We start from the raw sequence: 22,886 nt of genomic DNA on the forward strand, positions 1-22,886 counted from the left end.
TATGGCGCACTGCACCCGTTTACTTTTTAATATCCAGCACACCGATCTTTTTCGTATAACGTTCGTTGGCTTCTTTAAGAATGTCATTACCACCCTTGGTTTTGTACTCTTCTATAACTTTAGGCCAGTCACTAATCGGTTCTTTGCCATAGATCATTTTAATCATATGGTCGATGATCAGCTTCGGTCCAACATCAGGCTGTGGCGAAGCAAGATCCGGATATTTGCTGAAAGTCGATAGATCCGGATAAAATCCGATACCCGGCAAGCCTTCCTTATCCAGTACATTATCGAAAACAGCTAGCTGATCCTTACCGTTTTGATCCAACTCCAGACGTTTACGCGGCGGGTTCAATGTCGCATCCTGCCCCATCCACAACGTACCTGCACGGAAGCTCTCTTCTTCCTGCTCCTCTTTGCTGGTTGGAATTTTATAGTTGATTTTACCGTTATCGACGGTGTAATTTTGTCCCTCTATACCAAAGGTGAAAAACTTCTCAGCCTCAGGGGATGCCATCCAGTCATAAAATTTAATAATTTTCGCCGCTTTATCTTTATCCACCTTGGCATTCACATAGAAGGAACGAACAACCGGGGTATAGTAGAAATAGCCTGATTTACCTTCTGGTCCTTTGGGAGAGGAGATAATATCCACTTTGGCAGCCGGATTGGCCTGGGCAATAGCGGTACGGAACGAGATCAAGCCTGCCCCATTGGAGGACCAAGAGCCGGATTTGCCGCTGTTAATGTTTTTTGAATAATCAGAGGACGAAATGGTTGCAAAATCCTTCGGAATCAAGCCCTCATCGAACATTGTCTTGTAGGTTTGCAGCGCTTTCTGCATGTTCTCGACGTCAAAAAACTTCGGCTGCACCTGCCCATTTACAACTTCAAACTGATCCTTGTATGGCAGTACATCAAACGCGCCCAGGAACGTATCGGCGTATTTGAAATTTTCACGCATTTGATACGGATTTTCAACACCCGCCTTTTTAAAGGCACGCAGAACATCCAGAAATTCATCGACGGTTTGTGGAGCTTTCATACCTGTTTTCTCTAAAAGATCCGTACGCATATAAGTTCCACGTCTGGACGGATTGCTCAAATAATCGGGGATCGCATAAATCTTGCCATCGTAGGATACCGCATCCCATGCCGCCTTGGGCACCTTTTTCATCAGGTTGGGGGCATACTGCTTCAATAAATCGTCAAGCGGCATAAAGACGCCGGCTTCCACCGAGCCTGACATGGATTTACCAGTTGGTGTGCCGATGCTGCCGACCACGTCGGGAATATCATTACCAGCGAACATAATACCCATTTTGGAATCTTCGAGAATACGCACTGAGAGGTCTGTGTTGGTCAGTTCCTCCAGCTTTTTCACCAGCTTGTTATTTTCCCAGTCCGTTACCGTAGCTTGATATCCAGTATTGGTAGTAACCGGCAGTGATAGCGAAAATTTGACCGGTTTCGTATCAGCACTGGCTTGTCCGCCTTGCTTATTATCTTTAGACGCATCCCCACAGCCAGCCAAAGAACCTGCAGCAAGCGCAGAAACCAGAATAACACCCCATGTTTTTTTCATATCGCACCAACCCTCTCTTTTTCATTACGATTTAATTGATCCTACCATCATGCCTTTAATAAAATGCTTTTGCAGGAACGGATACACCAGCATAATCGGGATCGTCGCAATGACGATAACCGCCATTTTCAATCCTTCTGGTGACACAAACTGCATCATTTCCGAGGTAACATCCGACGCGCCCATGTTGTCTGTGATTACGATCTCCCGCAGCCTTACCTGCAGAAGGATTAATGAACGTTTGTCGATATAGTAAATGGCTTGAGAGTACATATTCCAGTTGGCGACCGCATACATAATCCCCATCGTTGCCATTACCGGCTTGGACAAAGGAAGCACGATACTCCAGATCATCCGAAACTCACCACAGCCGTCCATCTTCGCCGATTCCAGCAGCTCTGTCGGCAAATTAACAAAAAACGACCGCATGACGAACAGATTGTATGCGCTGATCGCACCAGGGATCATTAACACCCACAGCGTATTCAGCATGTTCAAATTTTTGAGCAGCAAATAGTTAGGAATTAACGGTGCATGAAAAATCATCGTGATGAGCACAATAACAAGTGCCATTTTTCTATAAATGTACTCTGGACGAGACAACGGGTAAGCCAGGCTTGCTGTTGCTGCCAGATTGATTAATGTCCCGAATACGGTAACGATAACGCTGTTGCGGAAGGCTAGCCAGATTGAAGGATCCTTCACAATCATATGGTAGTTCTCCCATGTGAACCCTATTGGCCATAGTCCAACGTCCCCGCTGTTGATCGCTACGGCATTACTGAACGACTGCGCAATCACATGTAGAATCGGCAGTACCATGGCGAGCCCGATCACAAACAGCAAGATGTTGTTGAACATCTGGAACGCACGCTGCCCTTTTGTCAGAATCACGCCTCTCACCCCTTTGACCGAAGATATGTTAGTTAAAATAGTAGTTAGTACAGGCCGTCTCCGGTCGCTTTTTTGCTTAGTGTGTTACCCAGTACGATGAGCACAAGGCCAATGACGGATTTGAATAATCCAATCGCTGTTGTATAGCTGTACTGCCGGTCTATCAAGCCTGCTCGATACACATACGTGTCCAGAATCTCTCCATTCTCACTATTAAGCGAGTTAATAAAGACGAACACACGCTCAAAGCCAAAATCCATGAATCTACCCATATGCAGCAGGAACAAAATCATGATCGTAGGCAGAATGGATGGAATTGTTATCGACATCACCTGGCGGAACCTGCCTGCGCCGTCGAGCTCAGCCGCTTCATACAAGTCAGGATTAATACCGGCAATCGCTGCCAAATAAATAATCGTTCCCCAGCCGCTATCCTTCCAAACACCCGATCCTATCAAAATACTGCGAATGTAGCTATTTTCGCCCAGGAAGTAAATCGGTTCAATGTTGAATATCCCCAGAATATGATTCACGATTCCTGTTGTTGGGGATAGAAGACCGATCAGAATGCCTCCAACGATAACCCAGGAAAGAAAATGCGGCATGTAAATAACCGTTTGCAGCACCCGCTTATAACCATTAATGCGAATTTCGTTCAGCAGAACGGCCAGTATAATCGGGATCGGAAAAGCAAAGACAAGATCGTACAAGCCAATTAACAGCGTGTTTTTTAAGATAATCAGAAACTCGTCATAAGCAAACATCCGCTCAAAATGGGCCAGTCCAACCCATGGACTATTAGTGATTCCCTTGAAAATATTGTAGTCTTGAAAAGCGATCGTCGAGCCCAACAGCGGTACATACTTAAAGAGGATAAAATACACAAGTCCTGGTATCGAAATAACATACAAGGGCCAATGCTTAGCAACAAACGCGCGCTTCGCCTTTTTTGAAGCGAACGTGTATAGGGTTTGTCCGGAAGTATCCGTTTTTGAAGCCATATGATCTCTCCTTTCTCTTGAAGCAGAGTAATGTTGTTTGATGGATTTATCATACTATGGCTATGAAAACCCAACCATGGAGTAACTTAAAGCGCACATGTGTTTTTTTACGATCGACTTCAGTAGGTACACGAAAAAAGCCAGAGTATCCCGACTTGCGGATGCTCTGGCTTATGCTGTTTATTTATCCACGTTCCAAAACGATTTTTTTCAAGCATATGAATGCTCCGTTTGGCAGGCTCAAGGCTTTAAGCCTTAGCACATAATTTCCCGCCTCGGGAAGGCTTAGATGGCCTACAGGGAAGGCTACGAATTCGTACCCGCCTCCGGTAGTCTTCACTGTCTGCGCTATCCGCGATACCGTTTCACCAGAACGCTTCGAGATCACAGAAAGCTCATAGGAGCCCCCGTCCGCGTCTGCTGCTGCCCCGTATTCCAGAACAGCCTGCAGGCGATCAGGTCCGTTAGCACGGAACGTCCAGGATGCCTCGTCCTCCAGACGGGTCCAGTTGATCAGATTATCGTGGTCCTTCTTCCCTGTATCGTAGCGTACTGTCGGTCCCTCAATATCGGCATCAAACGCGCCGAAGTTGTTCGGATAATCGGCCGTATACAGCAAACGTACCGGATTGGCATCACACTCGCCCGTGAATTCTATTGCCAATACCGGAATCGTCGATGCTGTCGGGCTGATCGGCACCTCGATCACGATATCCTCTTCACTTATGCGAGTCACTGGCAATGCCGTGCGATCTTTGTCAGCCAGCGCGTAAACTTTGAGAACACAATTGCGCAGACCCGGAACCAGCAGCTTCCCATTGGTTGGCCATTCGAAGATATGGAGGTATAGAATTCCATCCTTCATCGTGCATCTGCCCCAAGGCGGCTTACCGATCGGGCTTTGACGAGTGCCATGCACAGCTTCACCGTTCGTTTGCATCCAATGACCGATCTGCTCCAGCAGCTCGACAGATTTGGGATCAAACGCTCCATTCCCCATCGGTCCGACATTGATCACAAAATTGCCGTTTAAGCTGAGCACATCAATCATTTGCCGCAATACGACATCTGCCGTTTTCCAGTTATGATCGGCGACTTTATACCCCCAGGAATCGTTCAGGGTAGCAATCGATTCCCAATCCTTACGTGGAACCCTCACATGCGGCTGGTTATCCGACGTATTACCGTAGTCCCCATAGGGGTCCATCCAAACACGCCGATTGATTAGGCAATCCGGTTGTACCTCTCGCACCTGCTTGACGAAAGCGGCTCCCTGCTCAGCTGTCAGCTTATGCCCACAATCGAACCAGAGCAGTCCGACAGGACCATACTTCTCCAGCAGCTCCTTAACCTGAGGCAGTGCCGAGGTGTGCAAATAATGCTCGTAGCGAGTTCGCTTATCCTCATCGTTAATCCATGAGGCTACATCATCATAAGCGCCAATATTTTGAGGGTAATCCCATGTATTCCCCTGTGAATCCGGATGATGCCAATCCATGGAGTGTGAATAGTAGATGCACAGCTTGATCCCCTCTTCGCGGCAGACCTCCGCCAGCTCACGGAGCGGGTCACGGGCAAAAGGCGTTTTCTTCACAATATTGTAATCCGATACGTCCGAGTCATACATCGCAAAGCCTTCATGATGCTTGGCTGTAAAAATCAAATACTCCAGCCCGGCCAGCTTGGCTGCTCGGACCCATTCCTTCGCATCAAAGTGTTCGGCGTGGAACTCCGTCGCGATTTGTTCATATTCACTCACCGGAATACGTGCCCTGAGCATCAAATGCTCGGCATAGGAAGCATGGATTTCCTCCCCATTCCAGACTCCTGCCGGAAGCGAGTACAAGCCCCAATGAATAAACAGCCCGACTCTTGCCTCCCGCCACCAGGCCATTCTGGCGTCATGGTCTGGATCTATGGCTTCCAATTGCTCTACAATCGGTTGCTCAGTCCCATCGGCATTATCCATTAAATCCTCTTGTTTTGCCATTGCATATTCTCCTCTTTTCCACTTATTTACCAGGTTTGCTTGCAGGCATAATCATGAGCAGCTTCGTCCCCTGATCAACCTCACTTTCGATTTTCAGACCATATTGTTCACCGAACACCATTTGAATTCGGCGATGAACGTTCACAATGCCAATCCCGCCAATACCTTGGGAAGATCCCTCTTCATTGTCAGCAAGCCGATTGGCACCGAGCTTCTCCCGCACCTCGGCAAGGCGCTCTTCCTTAATACCAGCCCCATTGTCCTCCACGCTGACCCAGAATATATCATCGTCTTCTCCGGCATCGATCCGAATATAATGATAATCCTCCACACCATCGGGGAACGCGTGCTGAAATGCATTTTCCACAAGTGGCTGCAGCGTGAGCCGCACCATACTGCGAAGTAAATAGTCGGGATGAATCGCCACATCCACTTCAAATTCACGACCGATTCGATGCCTGAGCACCATTAGAAAATACAGCACATGCTTTAATTCATTAGCAACCGTAATTTCCTCCAGATTGGTTTGTACCGAGTAACGCAGCATATAGGCGAGTGCCTTAACAATTTCGGATATTTCCTTGGAGTCTCTAATCACTGCATAGCAAACAATCGTTTCCAGCGTATTGTACAAAAAGTGCGGATTGATCTGCAGCTGCAATGACTGCAGCTCGGCTTTCTGCCGCTCCATCCGACTCTCCCGGTCGCTGAGCTCGGCTTGATATACCTTGTCCACCAGCTCCGAGAGCCGGTTGACCATCAAATTGTAACGGCTCATCAGCTCGACAATTTCGTCACGGTGCTCTGGGAGCGGAATCGTCACCCAGTTCCCTTTTTCCGTCTGGCGCATGGCTGCCTTCAAAGTGCGTATAGGTCCCGTGATCGATTTCCCGAAGCGAAAAGCCAACCACAAAGCGATCCCCAGCGTAAAGCAGCCAACGACAATAGTGGTGGTGCGAATCGTATCCGTTGGCTTGCGCAGCTCTTCTACGGACATGGAAACGACCAGCCGCCAATTCCCATAATTGGAACGGCGGCTCATGAACATTTGTGCTTGATTATCGATAACCGCCGTAAATGCCTTATCGCCGGCATGGAAAACCTCGTCCCTTATTTCAACAGGCAGCTCCGTACCAATTCGGTTTTTATCGGGGTGGTAAACGTACTTACCTTTATCATCGGCAATAAAAAAATACCCATGGCTTCCCAGATCAATCCCCTTCCACAGCTCGGAAAGCTCAGCTGCGCGCAATTCGATCGCAAGAATACCTTTGGGCTCGGTAGCGGTAAGGCCGCGTATACGCCGAACAAGCGTGAGCATCATATTTTTTTGATCCGACAAAATACTGTGATTCAGCACACTCAAGCTGCCTTCCTCGGTGTTCTGTTTAAAAAACTCAAGCTGCTGCTTGACTTGCTCATTGTCAAACGATTCACCACTCGAATCGTTGTAAAAATACATCGCATTATCATGAAAGCTGATCATAAAAATATTGGCAATTTCCGGGTTGCGAATAAACACCGGCTCGATCAACAGCTCTTTGATCAGCTTGCGAATTTCATAGTAAGGAAAGCCCTTTTCTCCGGTAGGAAGATCGATAAAGCGCTTCACGTCATTGCTGTTGAGCAGCGATACCATCGAACGCTCGTAAGTGCGAATATACAAATCGGTATGATGTACCGCATTGCCGACCACCTGGGATAATTGATTCTCCACCAGTTGATCCAGCTCATTGGAGGAGGTCCGGTAAGTAAAGACACCAACACTGGTTAAGGAGATGAGAATGACGATCAGGTAAGATAGAAACAGCTTCTGGTACAAGTTGAGATTTTTCATTTGATTCCCAACAGACTGCGGTATTCCGAAGGCGACATACCGGAAATTTTCTTGAACGTTTTCGTAAAATGAGGATAATCCTCATATCCGACCTCCGCGGCAACATCGACCGTACGCATATGGGGGATCGACAGCAGCTCGCGGGCCTTTTCCATTCTTTTATGAATCCGGTAGCTGACGAACGTTTCACCGCTTACTTTTTTGAACAGTGAGCTAAAATAGGTTGGCGTAATGCCCACCATGTCGGCCACTTCTTTTAAGGAGATTTCCACAGACAAATGATTATCGATATAAGCCTTCGCTTCCTCCATCGGATCCTTATAATTGCCGCGACGCGCGGTCAACAGATCGTTCATGACCACCTGCAGGCGTCCTTCGAATTCAAGAAATAAATCTGCTTTGGACGCAGCCGCATAATCGCCCAATAAATTGGAGCCCAGCGGGCGGTTTTTCTCTTGAAAATATTTGTGCAGCAGCACAGCCACATCATGCAGTTGTTCCTTCAGCTGCTGCGCGGACAAATGCGAGCAGTGCTCTCTCCACTCTGCCATCAGCCTTGCGATTTCATCCTCCTGCAGGGACCAGATGCTTTGCTCGACCCGTTCAATCCAATCCACATAACGGGAAACGACCATATAGCCCTGTGGGCGGCTTTTCATGATCACATCGAATACCTCATGTAAATCAGGGGGTGTAACCGGTTTTAACAAATAATGCTTAACACCGTAGGACAAACATTTTTGTGCGTAATCAAAATCACTGTACCCCGATACGACTACTTTCAGGATATGCGGGTATGCTTCGTTCACCTGCCGGCACAGCTCCAAGCCGTCCATTTTGGGCATGCGGATATCGGTAAGCAGCAGATCTGGCTCTGAGCAACCGATGCGTTGCAGCGCATCCTGACCATTGTCCGCGGTTTCTATTTGGGCGAACTTGTGTGTATAAATCTGAGCCATTTTCACCAGTCCGCTGCGAATGATAGGTTCATCGTCCACAATTAGCAATCTCATCCTGTAAGCCTCCACCTTCCATGCTTATGACTTCGTAAAAACTCCATTCGAGTTTACTACGTATAGACGACAGGTACAATAGAGCCCCAGCTAACATGACCTCAGCATACTGCAGCCCAAAAACACAAGCTATGGAGAAACTTGCATCTGTTTTGTGTTTTTTTACGATGTCAGTCTGAACGATGTCAAATTACTTCCATTATTTACTTACCTTAAAAGTCTGCTTCGCAAACCGGCTAATAAACTTCTGCTGCGTTTTGCGAAGCAAATCTGACTTTCATCCGACTGCTGTCAGCCGTCTTACATCGGCAGCACGCAATATACAGACCCAGCCTCGCAGGCAAATTCGGCAATCCCATCTACCAGCACGTAAGCGACATCCGTACCGTCCTCATGACAGATCAAGCTGGGCTGTTTCATTCGAATGCGGCATGATCCAGATCTTCCGGCTCGGATTACAGCATGCTGGACTTGTCCTTCCTGCCAGCGAATATCGATCCCGAAGGCTCCTCTTGCCCGCAAACCTGTTATTTCACCTTCTGGCCAAGCCGCAGGTAGAGCAGGCAGCAATTCAAGAACATTGCCATGCGATTGAAGCAGTAGCTCCGCAATCCCGGCAGTTCCGCCAAAATTCCCGTCGATTTGAAATGGCGGGTGGCAATCAAACAAGTTCGGGTACGTCGAAGTCGCCAGCAGCTTGGAAATATGCTCAAATGCGCTGTCACCGTCTCCTAACCGTGCATAGAAGTTGATGATCCAGGCACGGCTCCAGCCTGTATGACCACCACCGCTTGCCAAGCGTCTTTCAAGCGTCCTTCTAGCTCCCTCAGCAAGCTCCGGTGTTCGATGCTTGTCGATCATTTCACCCGGATGTAAAGCAAACAGCTGTGAAATATGCCGATGTCCAGGTTCGGCTTCGTCATAATCCTCCAGCCACTCCATAATTTGGCCATACTTGCCGATTTGCGGACGAGGCAGCTTGCCAATCGCCGCTTCCAGTTGAAGACGGAACACTGCATCACTATCGCCAGTTACTTTCCCTGCTTCCATACATGCGGTAAACAAGGTGTATACCAGCTGCATGTCCATCGCCGGACCCATGCATAGATTCCCCTGCACACCGCTCGGTAAAATAAATTTATTTTCCGGTGAAATGGACGGGCCTGTAATCAACCGACCCTGCGCATCCTCAACCATATAGTCAAGCAAAAATTCTGCCGCTTCCTTCATGACAGGATAAGCCTGCTCAGCAAGGAATGCCTCATCCAGTCCATAACGGTAATGCTCCCACAGGTGCAGCGAAAGCCAGGCGGCTCCAAGCGGCCATATAGAGGAAGAGACGAGAATACCCTCAAGCCGTGTTTCCCCCCACAGGTTGGTGTTATGATGAGCGACGAAGCCGCGGCTGCGATACAGCTCCTTGGCCGTCTTTCTCCCGTTTGGTCTCATTCGCTCAATCAGATCAAAGAGAGGCTGATGACATTCAGGCAAACCACAAACCTCAGCAGGCCAATAATTCATTTCTGTGTTTATATTAATCGTGTATTTCGATTCCCACGGCGGACTGTAGCTATCGTTCCAAATTCCTTGCAGATTGGCAGCAAGACTGTCCGGACGCGAGCAGGAGACGAGCAAATAACGGCCATATTGGAAAAATATCTCGATAAGTCCTTGATCTGTCCCGCCTTTTTGAACTCGTTCAAGCCTGCGATCGGTTGACAGCAGCAAGGTCTGTGCTTGCTCCGTATCCAGCTCTTCGCCAGTTAAGCGGATCGATACGCGATTAAACTTGTCAGCATATTCGGCAATATGCCCGCGTTTCAATTCTTCATAACCTTTGATAGCCGCGGCATCCAGTCGCTGCAAACAAATCTCCTCCGGATTCGCCGAGCGAAAGGTTGATTCGACCGCAATGAGCAGCGTCACAGCATCAGCCTGCTCAATCGATACGAAATCACCGATGGTCTGCACCGTTCCTCCCTCCGGTATCGCCTTCACTACACAAGAGAAAGCAATGCCATCCTTGCCGCATTCTCCCTGCATCACGACCGTATCATCACCAATCGCTCGGCTGCCTGCATCATAAGGACGCCTCATCAGATTGGCGCTGAAGGTAAGCCCCCGCGGGAGCTCACTTTCCAGTCGCACAACGATTACCTGATCAGCTGCACTGCTGAAATACTCCCGCCGGTAATGAGCGCCATCCATCCGGTAGCTCACCTGTGCAATTGCTGTTTCCAAATTCAGCTCACGGATGTATCCTTCTACAGGCCGATTATGGTCCAGAAACCACAGACACAAATCGCCAGCCGGCACATACGGATGATAATACTTGGGCCCCGACATTAGCGCCATTCGGCTCAAATGCTCCGCTTCCTGCTGCCTGCCATCCATGAGCATCTTCCGAATTTCCGGAAGATAGGCTTGGGCATCCGGATTATCCGCATCCTTCGGTCCGCCGTACCAGATCGTATCCTCATTAAGCTGGATTTTTTCGTTAGCCGTTGTCCCGAAAATCATGCCGCCCAATCGTCCATTACCGATTGGCAGCGCTTCTGTCCAGGTTTTTGCCGCTTTATCGTACCATAGCTTTAACTGGCTTCCTGTATGGCCGCTTACTTCCATTGCTTATCCCTCCCTCGTTTCGCAGAATCGGCTCCATGACCAAGGCGATCCCATTGCCTGTATTAGCCTCTATTTTCCGCAGTGATCACACCATTTTTCTTTTTATAGCGCTCTGTAGCTTCTTTCAGAATCTCATTGCCGCCCTTGCTCTTGTATTCTTCAATAACTTTTGGCCAATCCGAGATCGGCTCCTTGCCATAAATCATCTTAACCATATGATCAATAATTAATTTCGGACCTGTATCATCACCAAGAGGAGCGACATCCGGATAACGGGAATACGATTCAAGCGACGGAACAAACCGCAGGGAGCCTAAGCCTTCCTTGGAAATCACGGTATCCATGTACTTCATCATGTCACGACCGTCCTGCGTCAGCTCTTCTCTGGCTTTATTATAGATCGTATCATGCACGAACCAGAACATGCTGCGGAATCCATCCTCATCAATGGCATCAGGTGTAGTCGGCTGCTTGAAATTAATTTTACCGTTATCCATCGTATACGTTTCGCCTTCGATCCCAAATGAAAAATACTTTTCTGCTTCAGGCGTCGTCATCCATTCAAAGAATTTAACGATTTCAATTGCCTTCTCCTTGGAAACCTTATTGTTGATGTAGTAGGAGGTATTGATGCTTGAGTAGAGCACATGTCCGCCACGATTTTCCGGTCCACGAGGTGAAGGGATAATTTCGATCTTCGCTTCCGGTACTGCTGAAGCTGCCTTGTTGCGATAGTTGGATAACCCTTGGGCATTGGCTGACCACATGCCAACTTTGCCGGCTTCGATATTTTTACCGTATTCAGTCGAGCTGATTGAAGCAAAATCCTTGGGAATGAGGCCTTCATCAAACATCGTTTTGTAAGCTTGCAGCGCTTTCGTCATATTCTCCACATCAAAAAACTTCGGTACCACCTGCTCGCCCTGCACTTCGAATTGTGACGGGAGTACGTCATAGGCTCCTAGAATCGTATCCGCATACTTGAAGTTTTCCCGCAATTGATAAGGATTTTCAACGCCTGCCTTTTTCATCGCCCTCATGACATTCAAAAAGTCATCGACCGTTTTCGGTGCTGGCAGCCCGGTTTTGGCTAACAGATCAGCCCGTATGAACAGCCCTCTTCGCGAAGGATTGGATAACCAGGACGGAATCCCGTAAATTTTCCCATTGAAGCTTGTTTCCTGCCATGCTTCTTTTGGTACCGCTTTCATTATAGTTGGCGCATACTGCTTTAGCAAATCGTCAAGAGGCATAAAAATACCAGCTTCAATAGAACCGGACATTCCCTTTGTTGTAGCACCTCCGACATTTTGCACCACATCAGGAATATCGTTGGAAGCAAACATCAGCGACATCTTTTGATCAAAATCCTTCAGGGGAATCATTCGAATATCAATATCCACCTTGGCAAGCTCTTCAAGCTTGTTGACCCATTTTTCCTTATTAATATCACCCGATTTTTCGGCATATTTATTACCGCTTGTCGCCATCGACATCGAAAATTTCGGTTTCTCATTAGTTTTTGCGGCATTGCCAGATTTCGGACTTGCCTGATCTGTACTACAGCCTGCAACTGCACTGACTGCCATGATGCCAACCAATGTTGTACCAAGCATTTTTTTCATTCTATCCATCCCATTCCTTATGTTATTAACCAATGTGTTTGGCTTCACCATCTTACCCTTCCTGCACGGGATACGATATGTGTTTTTTTACAGTCGTGTTGTGTTTTGTTTTTAAAGTTTGTCCTTACCCACAGTTGAATAACCTAAAAAATAAAAGAGGCATCCGCTTTTAAGCGAATACCTGCACGATCCCAATCTTACATATTCGGCTTATTCATAGGCTACCACTCTATTTCTCCCGCCTTGCTTGGCCATGTAGAGCGATTTATCGGTGTACTCAATCAACAAGCTACTCGAGAGCTGTGCCGAAGGAATCAAGGTTGCTGTGCCAATACTGATCGTAACCAAATCACTTACCTTCGATGTAAGATGAGGAATCTGCAGCTCCTCCACCCATTGCTTGATCCTCTCCGCTACCTTACAAGCCCCGTTCTTGTCGGTATTCGTTAATATCACTGAAAACTCCTCGCCGCCGTAACGCGCCGCGAAATCATTAGGCCGTTTCAGCGCTCTTTTTATCGTATGAGCAACCTGCTGCAGACAAGCGTCGCCTCCTTGATGCCCATACGTATCGTTGTACGATTTAAAAAAATCAATATCACACAGCAGCAGCGATATCGGCTGACCATATCTGGCAGCGACTCCCCATTCACGCTCCAGCGTCTCGTCAAAGCAGCGACGGTTGGCAATGCCGGTTAATCCGTCCGTCATCGAGAGCCTCATCAGTAATTCATTCACCTCTTGCATCTTGAGCTCAGATGACTTGCGTTCCGTAATATCTCTGGAAACGGCTATGATCTCCCTGACTCTTCCTCTTTTATCAAGGATCGTTTGACAGGTGGTTTCAAACCATATATAGTCGCCGTCTTTTTTGCGGATGCGAAAGCTGAAGGTATTAATCTGCTGGGTGTTCAAAATAGCATTATACATGGAAATGATTTGCGGGTAGTCATCCGGATGAAGCAGCGAGTCACCCCAGATTCCAATCAACTCTTCTGGCTGGAAACCTAACAGGGTACTGCAAACGGGGGAAACGTATGTGCATTTGCCTTGCGGAGTATGGCGGGTAATCATATCTGTTGAGTAATCCGCAAGCATTCGAAACCATTCTTCGCTGCCCTTTAGCTTCTCCTCGGTTAATTTGCGCTTCGTCACATCCTGAAAATAAACAGACAAGCCTTCCTTGGTCGGATAAATATGGGTTTCGATCCACTTTTCATCCGATTCCTCAGTGGCTGGTATATATTCCTCAAACTGAACCTTCATTTTCTGAGTAAAGGATTCCCGAAAATAGCTGCCGTATTCCGTCATTTCCAGCTCGGGGAATTCATCCCATAGAACCTTTCCCTTCAAATCGTCATTTTGTTTACCCAGATGCTTTTCGGCCTCTCTATTCATATAAACAAAGCGCCACTCCGCATCCAGTGAATAAAAAGCGTCCGAAATATGATCCAGAATACTTCTATTCGTATCGTTCAAATCACTGATTTCTTTTTCGGCGAGCTTCATCTTGGAAATATCGACAATTTGCGAAATAAAATATTTGGGTGTCCCATCCTGATTGTGAACAAGCGATACGCTCAGCAGCGCCCACACCGTGTGACCCTGCTTATGAATATATCTTTTTTCAATCTGGTAGCTGGTAATTTTACCGTCCAGCGTCGCTTGTAGGTAATTTAGATCAATTGGCAGATCGTCAGGGTACGTAATAACCTGAAAGCTGGTTGCTTCAAATTCCTGCTCCGTATAGCCCAGCAGCTTGCATAGTGAAGGATTCACGTTAAGCCATTTTCCATCCAGATCAACCAGCGCAATACCTATAGGGGCATACTTGAAAGCATTAAGAAACAAATCATTCTCATGATGTATATTCTGCAATGGGTATCGCCCCGCGATTCGTTGGATTTAAGAATAGTTACCTATAACATAACAGATTTCGACCAAATAATCTAAGTAAAATCCTATACACTTTGTTAAAGTGATTCAATCACAAACGAGTTGAAATCGGCATAAGCCCGACTGGATACAATCTCTTTGTTGATTGCAAATATTCCAACCTAATTTCTAACTGCATCGTTTGTGCTTATGTGCCATAACTCCCACCCAAACCATCTATACGCTGCATAGTTATATATACCTAATCGATTCACGAATAGGTCTAAAATACTATGTATTGACTGTTCCACGATTACCTGATATTCTGAATATAACATCATAATTCGACAAGCACTGATAATGGCATACTTATTGAAAAATAAGGACGCAAAGTTATGGGTCTAAGGCTCTGCACGAAGGAGCTATGATTGCCAGACCGCCAAAGGGTCAACCAAACCCTCATTATATGGCTTTATGGTTGGGTTTTTTTGTTGTCCTACAAACTACAAGAGGTGATTCCATGTTCGTGTTAAAAAACGACAGCAATTCCTTCCAAGAGATGACAATGGATTTAAGAGAATATGTCGGCTACGCAACCTCCAAAGATATCATCAATGAGATGAAACAGATGGAATTTGATAAAATCCTCCTTTTTAAGCAGTCCCTAGAGGAAATTCTGAATATAATCGGTTTGCAGCAAGACATTGTACATTAAACAGCACTAACAGCCAAATCTCCCTCTGAGCAAGAGAGGATTTGGCTGTTTTTGTGTATATCGCTAACGGACAATGAGCTTTTGTCTGATCATACATTTGTTTGCATTGCGGACTTTTTGTAAGTATGATATATTTAATAAGCTAATTCCGACGAAAAAGGTGGTAATTATTCATGAGTGATCAGCGTACTGTATTCGAACAAGCAACAGAGGAAGTTCAAGCACACCGCAAGCCCGAATATCCCGTCACACCATTATTTTTAAATCGCTGGTCTCCACGTGCATACTCCGATCAACCCGTTTCTGAACAAGATTTAAATACCGTATTGGAAGCAGCTCATTGGGCACCTTCTTCGTTCAATGACCAGCCTTGGCGTTTCTTTGTAGCCAAAACTGATGAGCAGCTCGCTGTGTTCCATGACTTTCTTGTTGAATTCAATCGCTCATGGGCATCCAAAGCCCCTGTTCTCATCCTTGTAGCATCCGATACAAAAAGAGGGAATGGCGATCCTAACGGCGCTCACGCCTTCGATAGCGGTGCAGCCTGGGGCTCACTCGCTTTGCAAGCCAAGCTGCTTGGATTGGTCACTCATGCTATCGGCGGCTTCGTTAGAGATCAGGCACGCACGGCATTGAATATTCCAGACACATGGGAGCTTCATGCAGTTGTCGCACTTGGCTATCAAGGTGATAAGCTTACACTTGCTGAAGGTTTGCGGGAGCGCGAGTTGCCAAATACACGCCGTCCTCTGAACGAAGTTGTTATAGAAGGAAAGCTCAACGTTTAATATATCTAATTCAACAAAAAGGAGACCATGCTGTCTCCTTTTTGTTTTTGCATTTTTGCATTTTTGGTATACCATAAACCAAAGTTATGTGATAAAATATAATCATACTTAGAAGGAGGGATACCTTATGCCATCTATTCATTTCCTAACATCAGGTAAAACCATTGATGTACAACCGGATGCCAATTTGTTAAGAACCTCCATTCGATACGAGGGCTCGGTCCCCTTTAAATGCGGTGGCGGCTTATGCGGAACCTGTCGTGTGCGAATTGTAGATGGACAGGAAAATCTCAGTAAAGTCATGAAAAAAGAGCTTGATCGACTAGGTAATGAGGCTATTGATCAAGGATACCGCTTGGCTTGCCAAACGTTTATCGTCGGGGATGTTACAGTAGCCTGGGATGAAGCAGATCTTGAGCGCAGAAACAAAGTAGCACAAAGACAAATGGCCAACTCCGCTCAAAAAAACTCCTGATTGATGTGTGTTCGATATAGTTACATGCGTGTTTTCAAATGCAGCTTTCCTCGATACAACACAAGGAGAACCCACGCCTAAGAGCAGCAAGGTCAATTGAACCCTGCTGCTCTTGTTTGACTTGCTCGATTTACTCTCTTTCCAGTGCTTCCATATACGCTTTTTTGGAATTTTCCAGATGGATTTTGGTCAAGCTTTCGGCAAGCTCTCCCTCTCCGTTATACACCGCCTTGGCCAAATCCCTATGCTCATCCATAGCTTTACGCAGCCGACCTGGAAGCTCATAGCCCAAATGAACAAAGGCCCGGATATAATCGGACAGCCCGTCGAGCATTTGCGTTAATCTCGGACTTTGCGCTGCACGACAGATGACATCATTGATTTTAAAATGGAACTTCCAATCCACTTGATCAAAATTCGATTTCGTCAGCGCCTGATCAATCTCTTCAATAATAACCTTCAATTCTTCCCGATGGGAAGGCTCCGCTTTTTGCGCAGCCATCTTCATGGCCAGGCTTTCCAGCGCCGCCAATATCGTGAAGATTTCAATAATTTCTTCCGGGGAAAGCTTGGAGACAACGACCCCCTTACGCGGCAACGTTTTGACAAAGCCCTGCGATTCGAGTCGGAATAACGCTTCACGAATCGGCGTACGGCTTACATTCAATTGGTCCGCAAGCTCACGTTCAATAATACGTTCCCCTGATTTATATATGCCCTGAACTATGGCTTGTTTGACATATTGGTAAACCTTATCCCGTATGGGGCTTAACTCTTCATCTTTCCATATGACTGGCGTGTCTGGCATCTGGTATACCTCCATGTGGTTATTTCCTTAAGTTTAATCGATATACGGTTATAATTCCAACATTCAATTTACATCGCAAAAAAAAGCAACAAAGGGCAGGCTTATCATCTCCTGCACACCTTCATTGCTTTTTACCGTATCGTCATGCTTATACCTTGAGAATTTTACTTTCCTCATCCTGGTCCAGCTCATAAATTTCCTTTTCGATCTCGGCGGTCGTTTCGAACTTAGGAAATACCTTTAGCGGAATGCTGTTGTCGGCAAACACCTCGGACACACCTTGAATGACAATTCTCGCATCCTGACTTTTGATCCGACATATCGAGAAGGTTGTCTTCTTTTTTCCAAAAAAATAGTATTCGTAGTCGGCAACCTTCTCCAGATTCGGATTGTCGGTTACCGTACGGTAACGTTCTGTGGTGGACACCAAAATAAATTCACTCATTGTCATTACCTCCCCTTATCATCATTCATAATGAACAATCAGTTCCACTTCAACAGCAGCACCACCAGGCAACGAGGCAACCCCTATTGCCGAGCGTGCATGAACGCCTGCGCTGCCAAACACCTCGACCAATAAGTCAGAAGCACCATTCAACACGTAAGGAAGCTCGTGGAAATCTGAACCTACATTCAGGAAGCCTTCCAGCTTCACAATACTGACGATTCGGTCCAAATCTCCGAGTGCCGAACGCAGCGTGCCCAGTTGGTTAATGATACATTGACGGGCTGCCTGATAGCCTTCTTCCTTCGTTAAATCCTGACCGATTTTACCTTTATATTTCAGCACACCATTTGCTTTGGGGGTGACACCGCTCAAGTAGATCAATGGAGCCACCATCGTATACGGTACATAATTGCCACTTGGCTTGGGAGCGGCTTCCAATACAAGGTTCAGTTCTACCAGCTTCGCTTCGATTCGTCCTTTAGGCTGCAGCAAGCACTAGACCTCCTCAGGCTGTTTGTTCATGTTGCTACGCAAGTCAGCTTATAATGAGCTTATTCCTGTGTGATTTCCACATCTTCGTTAATATACAATTGACAGCAAAGGCGAAAGCCTTCCTCCAGCTTGCCGTTCAGCATTTTCTTTTCCTTCCAGTTCGGTTCGGGAAGGCCCTCTCCCCCAGCTAGAACCTTGACCGTGCATTTGGTGCACTTCCCCATTCCGCAGCCATATTTCAGATAGGGAAATTTTTTGATTCCGGCTAAAACAACCAGATTGCTATTCGCACTGACTTCCTGTTGATACACTTGATCGTTGTGATGTAATTTCACAATGGGCATAGAAGCACCTCCATCTGCAGCTGAATCCAGGCCAAAGCTGTTGTCACTTCTTGCCAGCTCAAGGGCGCTTCTGGCCTCACTGCCGTTTATTTCTTGATATCTGCTGCGGTAATCACTTCATATTCGTTGCCCAAATAGCTCTGCAGCGCCTTCAGTGCCGCCACACCCACAGCCGTATCCTGCTCTCCATTGCCGCCACTAATACCCACGCCGCCTACAACCTCGCCATTCACTACAATCGGGAAGCCCCCGACAAAAATAGCGAATTTGCCAGGAAGCATCGCATGAATGCCGAATGCTTCCCCTGTAGTCGTTGCCGGTCCACCAGGTTGATTAAATAAATGGGTTGAACGCTTATGTCCACTTGCGGTAAAAGCTTTGGCAATTGCGATTTCCGGACCGGTAATTCGGCCGCCGTTCATCCGCTCCAACGCAATGACGTACCCGCCATCGTCAACAATACAGATCGTTTCCAGAGCTTTGGCATCGACCGCAGCCTGCTTGGCCGCTTCCATCATCACTTTCGCTTCTTCGAGTTCCAGCTTCAACACGGATTTCATCCGATTCCTCCATACACGTCTGTCTTTTAAAACGTTCTACGTTTTATTCGATACTATGAGTGCCATTATAGATTGTTTTTTCCTGCAGGTAGAAATCGACTGCGGAACGTCCCGCCTCCCGGTAGGTGGCCGTACTGGACATTTTCATCCCGCCAAATGGCGCGTTATAGGCTACGCCTGTTGTCGGTCGATTAATCTTCACAACACCAGCCTCGATATGCTGAGTAAAGTATTGAGCACGGTTCGGATCGGTTGTGCAGATTGCCGCAGATAACCCAAATTCGATGTCATTGGCAATCTCAATGGCTTCTTTGAAGCTTTGTACACGAATAACTGATATAACGGGTCCGAATATTTCCTCCTGAGCAATTCTCATCCTCGGTGTCACATTAGTGAATATCGCCGGTTTTACAAAATAGCCGTTTGCGTATTCGCCATCGCTCAGATGCTCACCACCATACACCAGCCCGGCTCCTTCTGACTTGCCGATATTGACGTAATCCAATACATTATCCAATTGACTTTTATTGGCCAGAGGTCCGATTTCAATCCCTTTGTTCATTCCATTTCCTATGGTCAGCGATGCCGTCTTGGCAATCAATTTGTCTACAAACAGCTCATGCACAGCATCCATCACAATAACTCTGCTGGTACCCGTACAAGCCTGACCCGTCAATTCGAAGCCGCCTTTGATAGCCAATTCAACCGCTTGATCAAGGTCAGCATCCTCAAGAACGACAAGCGGGTTTTTCCCGCCGAGCTCCAGCTGTACACGCGTCGATAAACGAACCGATTGATTGATTTTCTCCCCGGCACCCGTGGAGCCTGTAAAGGTTACCGCTTTGACTGCCGGATGTGTAACCAATGGTTTCCCCGTTTGCGAAGCCGAACCGGTTATGAAATTAAGTACGCCTGCCGGCAAGCCTGCCTCATGAAGCACCTCAACGAGACGAAAAGCAATGAGCGGCGTATCGGAGGCTGGCTTGAACACTACGGTGTTGCCAGTGACCAGGGCCGGGGCGATCTTGCGTACGGGAATCGAAATGGGAAAGTTCCACGGCGTGATCACAGTGACAACACCTAAAGGTTCTTTTCTTGTATACACAAAAGTTGTTGGATCATCTGAAGGCAGCGTACTTCCGGCTACATTCAAGCCCTCTGAAGCGTAATAGCGCAAGGTCTGGGCGGAGCGTTTCACTTCCATCCGGCTGCTGGCCAACGTCTTGCCTTCCTCACGAGTCAGCTCCTCCGCGTACAGCTCCAGATTCTTTTCCAGCAAATCCGCTGCTTGATACAAAATTTCCGCCCGTTTGCTTGGAGCCGTGTAACGCCAGGTCTGGAAAGCGCGTGCTGCGGCTTCCATCGCTTGCTGTACATCCTCCTCACCAGAGGCTTGAAACCGTCCGACAATATCTGTGACCTGAGCAGGATTCGTACTGATGAAGGTGTTCCCGCTTATCGAGTCCACCCATTGTCCATCAATCAAGTTTTTGAAGGTTTGTACTGCCGTTTCAATCGCCATAACAATCTCCTTCCTTACTCATACTTATACTTATACTTATACTTATACTTATACTTATACTTATACTTATGCTCATCCTAATCCGAATTCACGGGAGATCGCTGCAATATACATTCTGCGCATTTTCGTAGCTTCTTCCACTATGGCGATGCAGCGCTGCTGATCCTCCGGTGTTTTGGCATATTCCAACACAATTTGATAACCGCGTTCGCCGTGAATTTCATCAGACACGATATGCAGATCGAAGAATTCCACTTCTTCATCAGTAAACCCGTACTTTTCACGAAGCGTCGGTGTTTGACGGCGATAAATGGCAGGCACCTGAGATTCCAGGCCGACAACCAATGCCGCAGTCGCGAATAAAAAGTTTTCCTTGAAAGCCATCCGATAGCACCAGGATTGCAGGCCGATCGTTTCTGGGAGCAGGTGCTCCATCGACTCCACACGTTCCCTTGTTGTACCGCACGCTTCACCGAAGCGGATCAGCAAATCAGTATGACGATCGCCGCCCAACTCCTCTTCCCACATGTTTTGCAGTAAAAAATCTCTCGCATCCTGATGCGGGCAGTTCGCAAATATATAAGCCAGGTATTCAGCAAATGGACCAACGTATGCGTAATGCTGTTCAACCCATCTGGCAAAATGTTCTTTTTTCAACTCACCATTCGCCCACATGATTGTAAAAGGAGCCTTAGCAACAGCGTTACCTTCAATGGCTTGTTCCAAAGCAGTGCGGAATTCCTCTTTGTTCATTAAGCGGGACTTCGTTACGGTTTGTGTCATGGGTAATTCTCCTCTCAAATTGTAAGATGGTAATTTTTTATTTTTGGTATATTGTATACCAAATTTGTTATAGGTTTATTATTGACTGTCTGGGCTTATCTGTCAACCTATATTTTTCAGCACCATCAGCAGCACCATTGCCAGTAGTATATAAGCCGTTGTAAACGGCACATTCCAATTCGATATTTGGTATGGACTCTCCCTTGTCAGACTGGACATCATCCCCGCGGTTGCATTATAGGGGCCCATGAGAAAAGCCGTCGCCGCCCCGGTCAACATCGCAATAGCCGTTAACTCGACAGAAATCCCCAAGGACTGCGGATTCAGCGACTCCGCCGTTAAGGCCAAGCCTACAGCAGGATGCAAGCCAATAAAGGCGAGAGCAAGCGGAATCAAGGGAATACACAATAGAAACATATCGGCTCCTATGAAATCTTTTATCGCTATAATCGATAGGTTAATCTCATGTCCTGCACCCGTAGCTTGAATAGAAGCAATCAGGAAACCAGCACTCAAAAAGACAAAAAACTGTTCCCTCATCTTCAGCAAATGCTCGGACAGCATCGCTTTACCTTCTACTATAAAAGCTCTTCCTTTGCCCAGCAGCAAAGACCATACAAAGGCAAAAGGAATCACTAACAAGGACACCAGCAGTAGAAAGCTGAATGACGTAAAGGTTTCCAGCACAAAAAGCAGACCATTAAATACAATAATCGCAACTATAATGTGCATAGGATGATTCTTCTTGTTCTGCTCCAGCTGCTGCAAGCCAGACTCGACCGCACTTTCACGGACAGCAGAGGTTTCATCCACAGCCAGTTGTCCAATCAGTCTGGCCCGGCGGTTCGCAATCTGTTGTCCCATAAACCAATCCAGGACAAGACCAATTAAGCTGAACGGGATCATGATCGGCAAAATCGAGCTCCAACGAACGCCCGTCATTTCCACGATTACCCCGACAATCGGCGCCACCGGCGTCCACACAATCGGCATACTGTAGCCATGTGTGATCGCACGGCTAATAAATCTTTCCTTCTTCTCGATCGGATATAAATCAAGAGCAGGACGAATCGTATGGTATACCATGGGCAAGGTGGCCACATTCATAAAGGAGCTTAATATATAAGACATAAGCGATGTAATCGCGTAAAGCACCCCGGAATGCTTGATTTTACTTTGAATCCTATGCTGCACCCGGAATGCATATTGCCCTAATTCAATCGGAAGAGCAATTAACGGGATGAGAGCGAACAAGCTTAATATATTAAGCATATTGCCAAAGCCAAGGATATAGCTGCTCCAAGGCACCCTATGTATCCATAACAAACTCATGCCCGTTACCAGAAATACGACGCCTAATCCTTGGACAAACCGCTTGACAGAACCAAACACCATAAGTACAATACATACGCTTACTATGGAGATGGTCCATTTCAGAAAGTCGCTCGGATATACAACCGAGACCAGATAAGCAGCGATAGCCCCAATAAAAATAGCTTGTTTCAT

General features: G+C 46.9%; 20 protein-coding genes and 1 riboswitch. Of the genes, 3 read left to right on the forward strand and 17 right to left on the reverse strand.

Annotation, left to right across the window (positions count from 1 at the left end; translation table 11 throughout):
- Positions 1-19: 19 nt before the first annotated feature.
- From LRL21_RS23685 to LRL21_RS23725, 9 genes are all read right to left on the reverse strand, one after another.
- On the reverse strand, positions 20-1,585 hold the full coding sequence (locus LRL21_RS23685; RefSeq protein WP_240418270.1) for a type 2 periplasmic-binding domain-containing protein: 1,566 nt from the start codon (positions 1,583-1,585) through the stop codon (positions 20-22).
- A 24-nt stretch (positions 1,586-1,609) separates the two neighbouring features.
- On the reverse strand, positions 1,610-2,446 hold the full coding sequence (locus tag LRL21_RS23690) for a carbohydrate ABC transporter permease (protein WP_240418358.1): 837 nt from the start codon (positions 2,444-2,446) through the stop codon (positions 1,610-1,612).
- 77 nt (positions 2,447-2,523) lie between these two features.
- Positions 2,524-3,480, reverse strand: a complete 957-nt coding sequence (locus tag LRL21_RS23695; RefSeq protein WP_076233980.1) for an ABC transporter permease — start codon at positions 3,478-3,480, stop codon at positions 2,524-2,526.
- Between the two features lie 184 nt (positions 3,481-3,664).
- Positions 3,665-5,470 carry an alpha-L-fucosidase gene (locus LRL21_RS23700; RefSeq protein WP_240418271.1) on the reverse strand — a complete coding sequence of 602 codons (1,806 nt, stop codon included), beginning with the start codon at positions 5,468-5,470 and terminating at the stop codon, positions 3,665-3,667.
- A 22-nt stretch (positions 5,471-5,492) separates the two neighbouring features.
- Positions 5,493-7,307, reverse strand: a complete 1,815-nt coding sequence (locus LRL21_RS23705; RefSeq protein WP_240418272.1) for a cache domain-containing sensor histidine kinase — start codon at positions 7,305-7,307, stop codon at positions 5,493-5,495.
- Positions 7,304-8,320 (reverse strand): response regulator, encoded by a 1,017-nt coding sequence (locus LRL21_RS23710; protein WP_240418273.1) that lies wholly within the window; start codon positions 8,318-8,320, stop codon positions 7,304-7,306. The genes LRL21_RS23705 and LRL21_RS23710 overlap by 4 nt, the downstream gene beginning before the upstream one ends.
- 300 nt (positions 8,321-8,620) lie before the next feature.
- Positions 8,621-10,945, reverse strand: a complete 2,325-nt coding sequence (locus tag LRL21_RS23715) for a glycoside hydrolase family 95 protein (RefSeq protein WP_240418274.1) — start codon at positions 10,943-10,945, stop codon at positions 8,621-8,623.
- Between the two features lie 62 nt (positions 10,946-11,007).
- Positions 11,008-12,570: a type 2 periplasmic-binding domain-containing protein gene (locus LRL21_RS23720; protein ID WP_240418275.1), complete on the reverse strand. Its 1,563-nt coding sequence runs from the start codon at positions 12,568-12,570 to the stop codon at positions 11,008-11,010.
- 210 nt (positions 12,571-12,780) lie between these two features.
- Positions 12,781-14,448, reverse strand: a complete 1,668-nt coding sequence (locus LRL21_RS23725) for a PAS domain S-box protein (protein ID WP_240418276.1) — start codon at positions 14,446-14,448, stop codon at positions 12,781-12,783.
- Positions 14,449-14,797: 349 nt separating this feature from the next.
- A riboswitch (cyclic di-GMP riboswitch) is annotated at positions 14,798-14,889 on the forward strand.
- On the opposite strand from LRL21_RS23725, the gene LRL21_RS23730 reads away from it, so the two are divergent.
- The 3 genes from LRL21_RS23730 (at position 14,870) to LRL21_RS23740 (ending at position 16,423) form a co-directional block, all read left to right on the forward strand.
- A complete protein-coding gene (locus tag LRL21_RS23730; RefSeq protein ID WP_240418277.1) occupies positions 14,870-15,160 on the forward strand; it encodes a hypothetical protein in 291 nt (96 codons plus the stop codon). (Overlaps the previous riboswitch by 20 nt.)
- Before the next feature lie 173 nt (positions 15,161-15,333).
- On the forward strand, positions 15,334-15,948 hold the full coding sequence (locus tag LRL21_RS23735) for a nitroreductase family protein (protein WP_076233991.1): 615 nt from the start codon (positions 15,334-15,336) through the stop codon (positions 15,946-15,948).
- Positions 15,949-16,075: 127 nt separating this feature from the next.
- Positions 16,076-16,423 (forward strand): 2Fe-2S iron-sulfur cluster-binding protein, encoded by a 348-nt coding sequence (locus tag LRL21_RS23740; RefSeq protein WP_240418278.1) that lies wholly within the window; start codon positions 16,076-16,078, stop codon positions 16,421-16,423.
- Between the two features lie 130 nt (positions 16,424-16,553).
- On the opposite strand, the gene LRL21_RS23745 is transcribed toward LRL21_RS23740, so the two are convergent.
- From LRL21_RS23745 to LRL21_RS23780, 8 genes are all read right to left on the reverse strand, one after another.
- Positions 16,554-17,231: a GntR family transcriptional regulator gene (locus LRL21_RS23745; RefSeq protein ID WP_240418279.1), complete on the reverse strand. Its 678-nt coding sequence runs from the start codon at positions 17,229-17,231 to the stop codon at positions 16,554-16,556.
- A 148-nt stretch (positions 17,232-17,379) separates the two neighbouring features.
- The gene (locus LRL21_RS23750) at positions 17,380-17,676 is read right to left on the reverse strand and encodes a hypothetical protein (protein ID WP_240418280.1); all 297 of its coding nucleotides are present in this window, start codon (positions 17,674-17,676) and stop codon (positions 17,380-17,382) included.
- Between the two features lie 21 nt (positions 17,677-17,697).
- Positions 17,698-18,171, reverse strand: a complete 474-nt coding sequence (locus tag LRL21_RS23755; RefSeq protein WP_240418281.1) for a RidA family protein — start codon at positions 18,169-18,171, stop codon at positions 17,698-17,700.
- Between the two features lie 59 nt (positions 18,172-18,230).
- Positions 18,231-18,515, reverse strand: a complete 285-nt coding sequence (locus LRL21_RS23760; protein ID WP_240418282.1) for a 2Fe-2S iron-sulfur cluster-binding protein — start codon at positions 18,513-18,515, stop codon at positions 18,231-18,233.
- 86 nt (positions 18,516-18,601) lie between these two features.
- Positions 18,602-19,075 (reverse strand): GlcG/HbpS family heme-binding protein, encoded by a 474-nt coding sequence (locus tag LRL21_RS23765; protein WP_240418283.1) that lies wholly within the window; start codon positions 19,073-19,075, stop codon positions 18,602-18,604.
- Positions 19,076-19,118: 43 nt separating this feature from the next.
- Entirely contained in the window at positions 19,119-20,597 is a 1,479-nt protein-coding gene (locus LRL21_RS23770) for an aldehyde dehydrogenase family protein (protein ID WP_240418284.1), read from the reverse strand.
- Between the two features lie 72 nt (positions 20,598-20,669).
- Positions 20,670-21,380, reverse strand: a complete 711-nt coding sequence (locus tag LRL21_RS23775; protein WP_240418285.1) for an iron-containing redox enzyme family protein — start codon at positions 21,378-21,380, stop codon at positions 20,670-20,672.
- Between the two features lie 102 nt (positions 21,381-21,482).
- Positions 21,483-22,886, reverse strand: coding sequence for a hypothetical protein (locus LRL21_RS23780; protein ID WP_240418286.1), 1,404 nt, complete (start codon positions 22,884-22,886; stop codon positions 21,483-21,485).

The sequence above is a fragment of the Paenibacillus periandrae genome, from assembly GCF_022458865.1.
Lineage (GTDB): Bacteria > Bacillota > Bacilli > Paenibacillales > NBRC-103111 > Paenibacillus_S > Paenibacillus_S periandrae.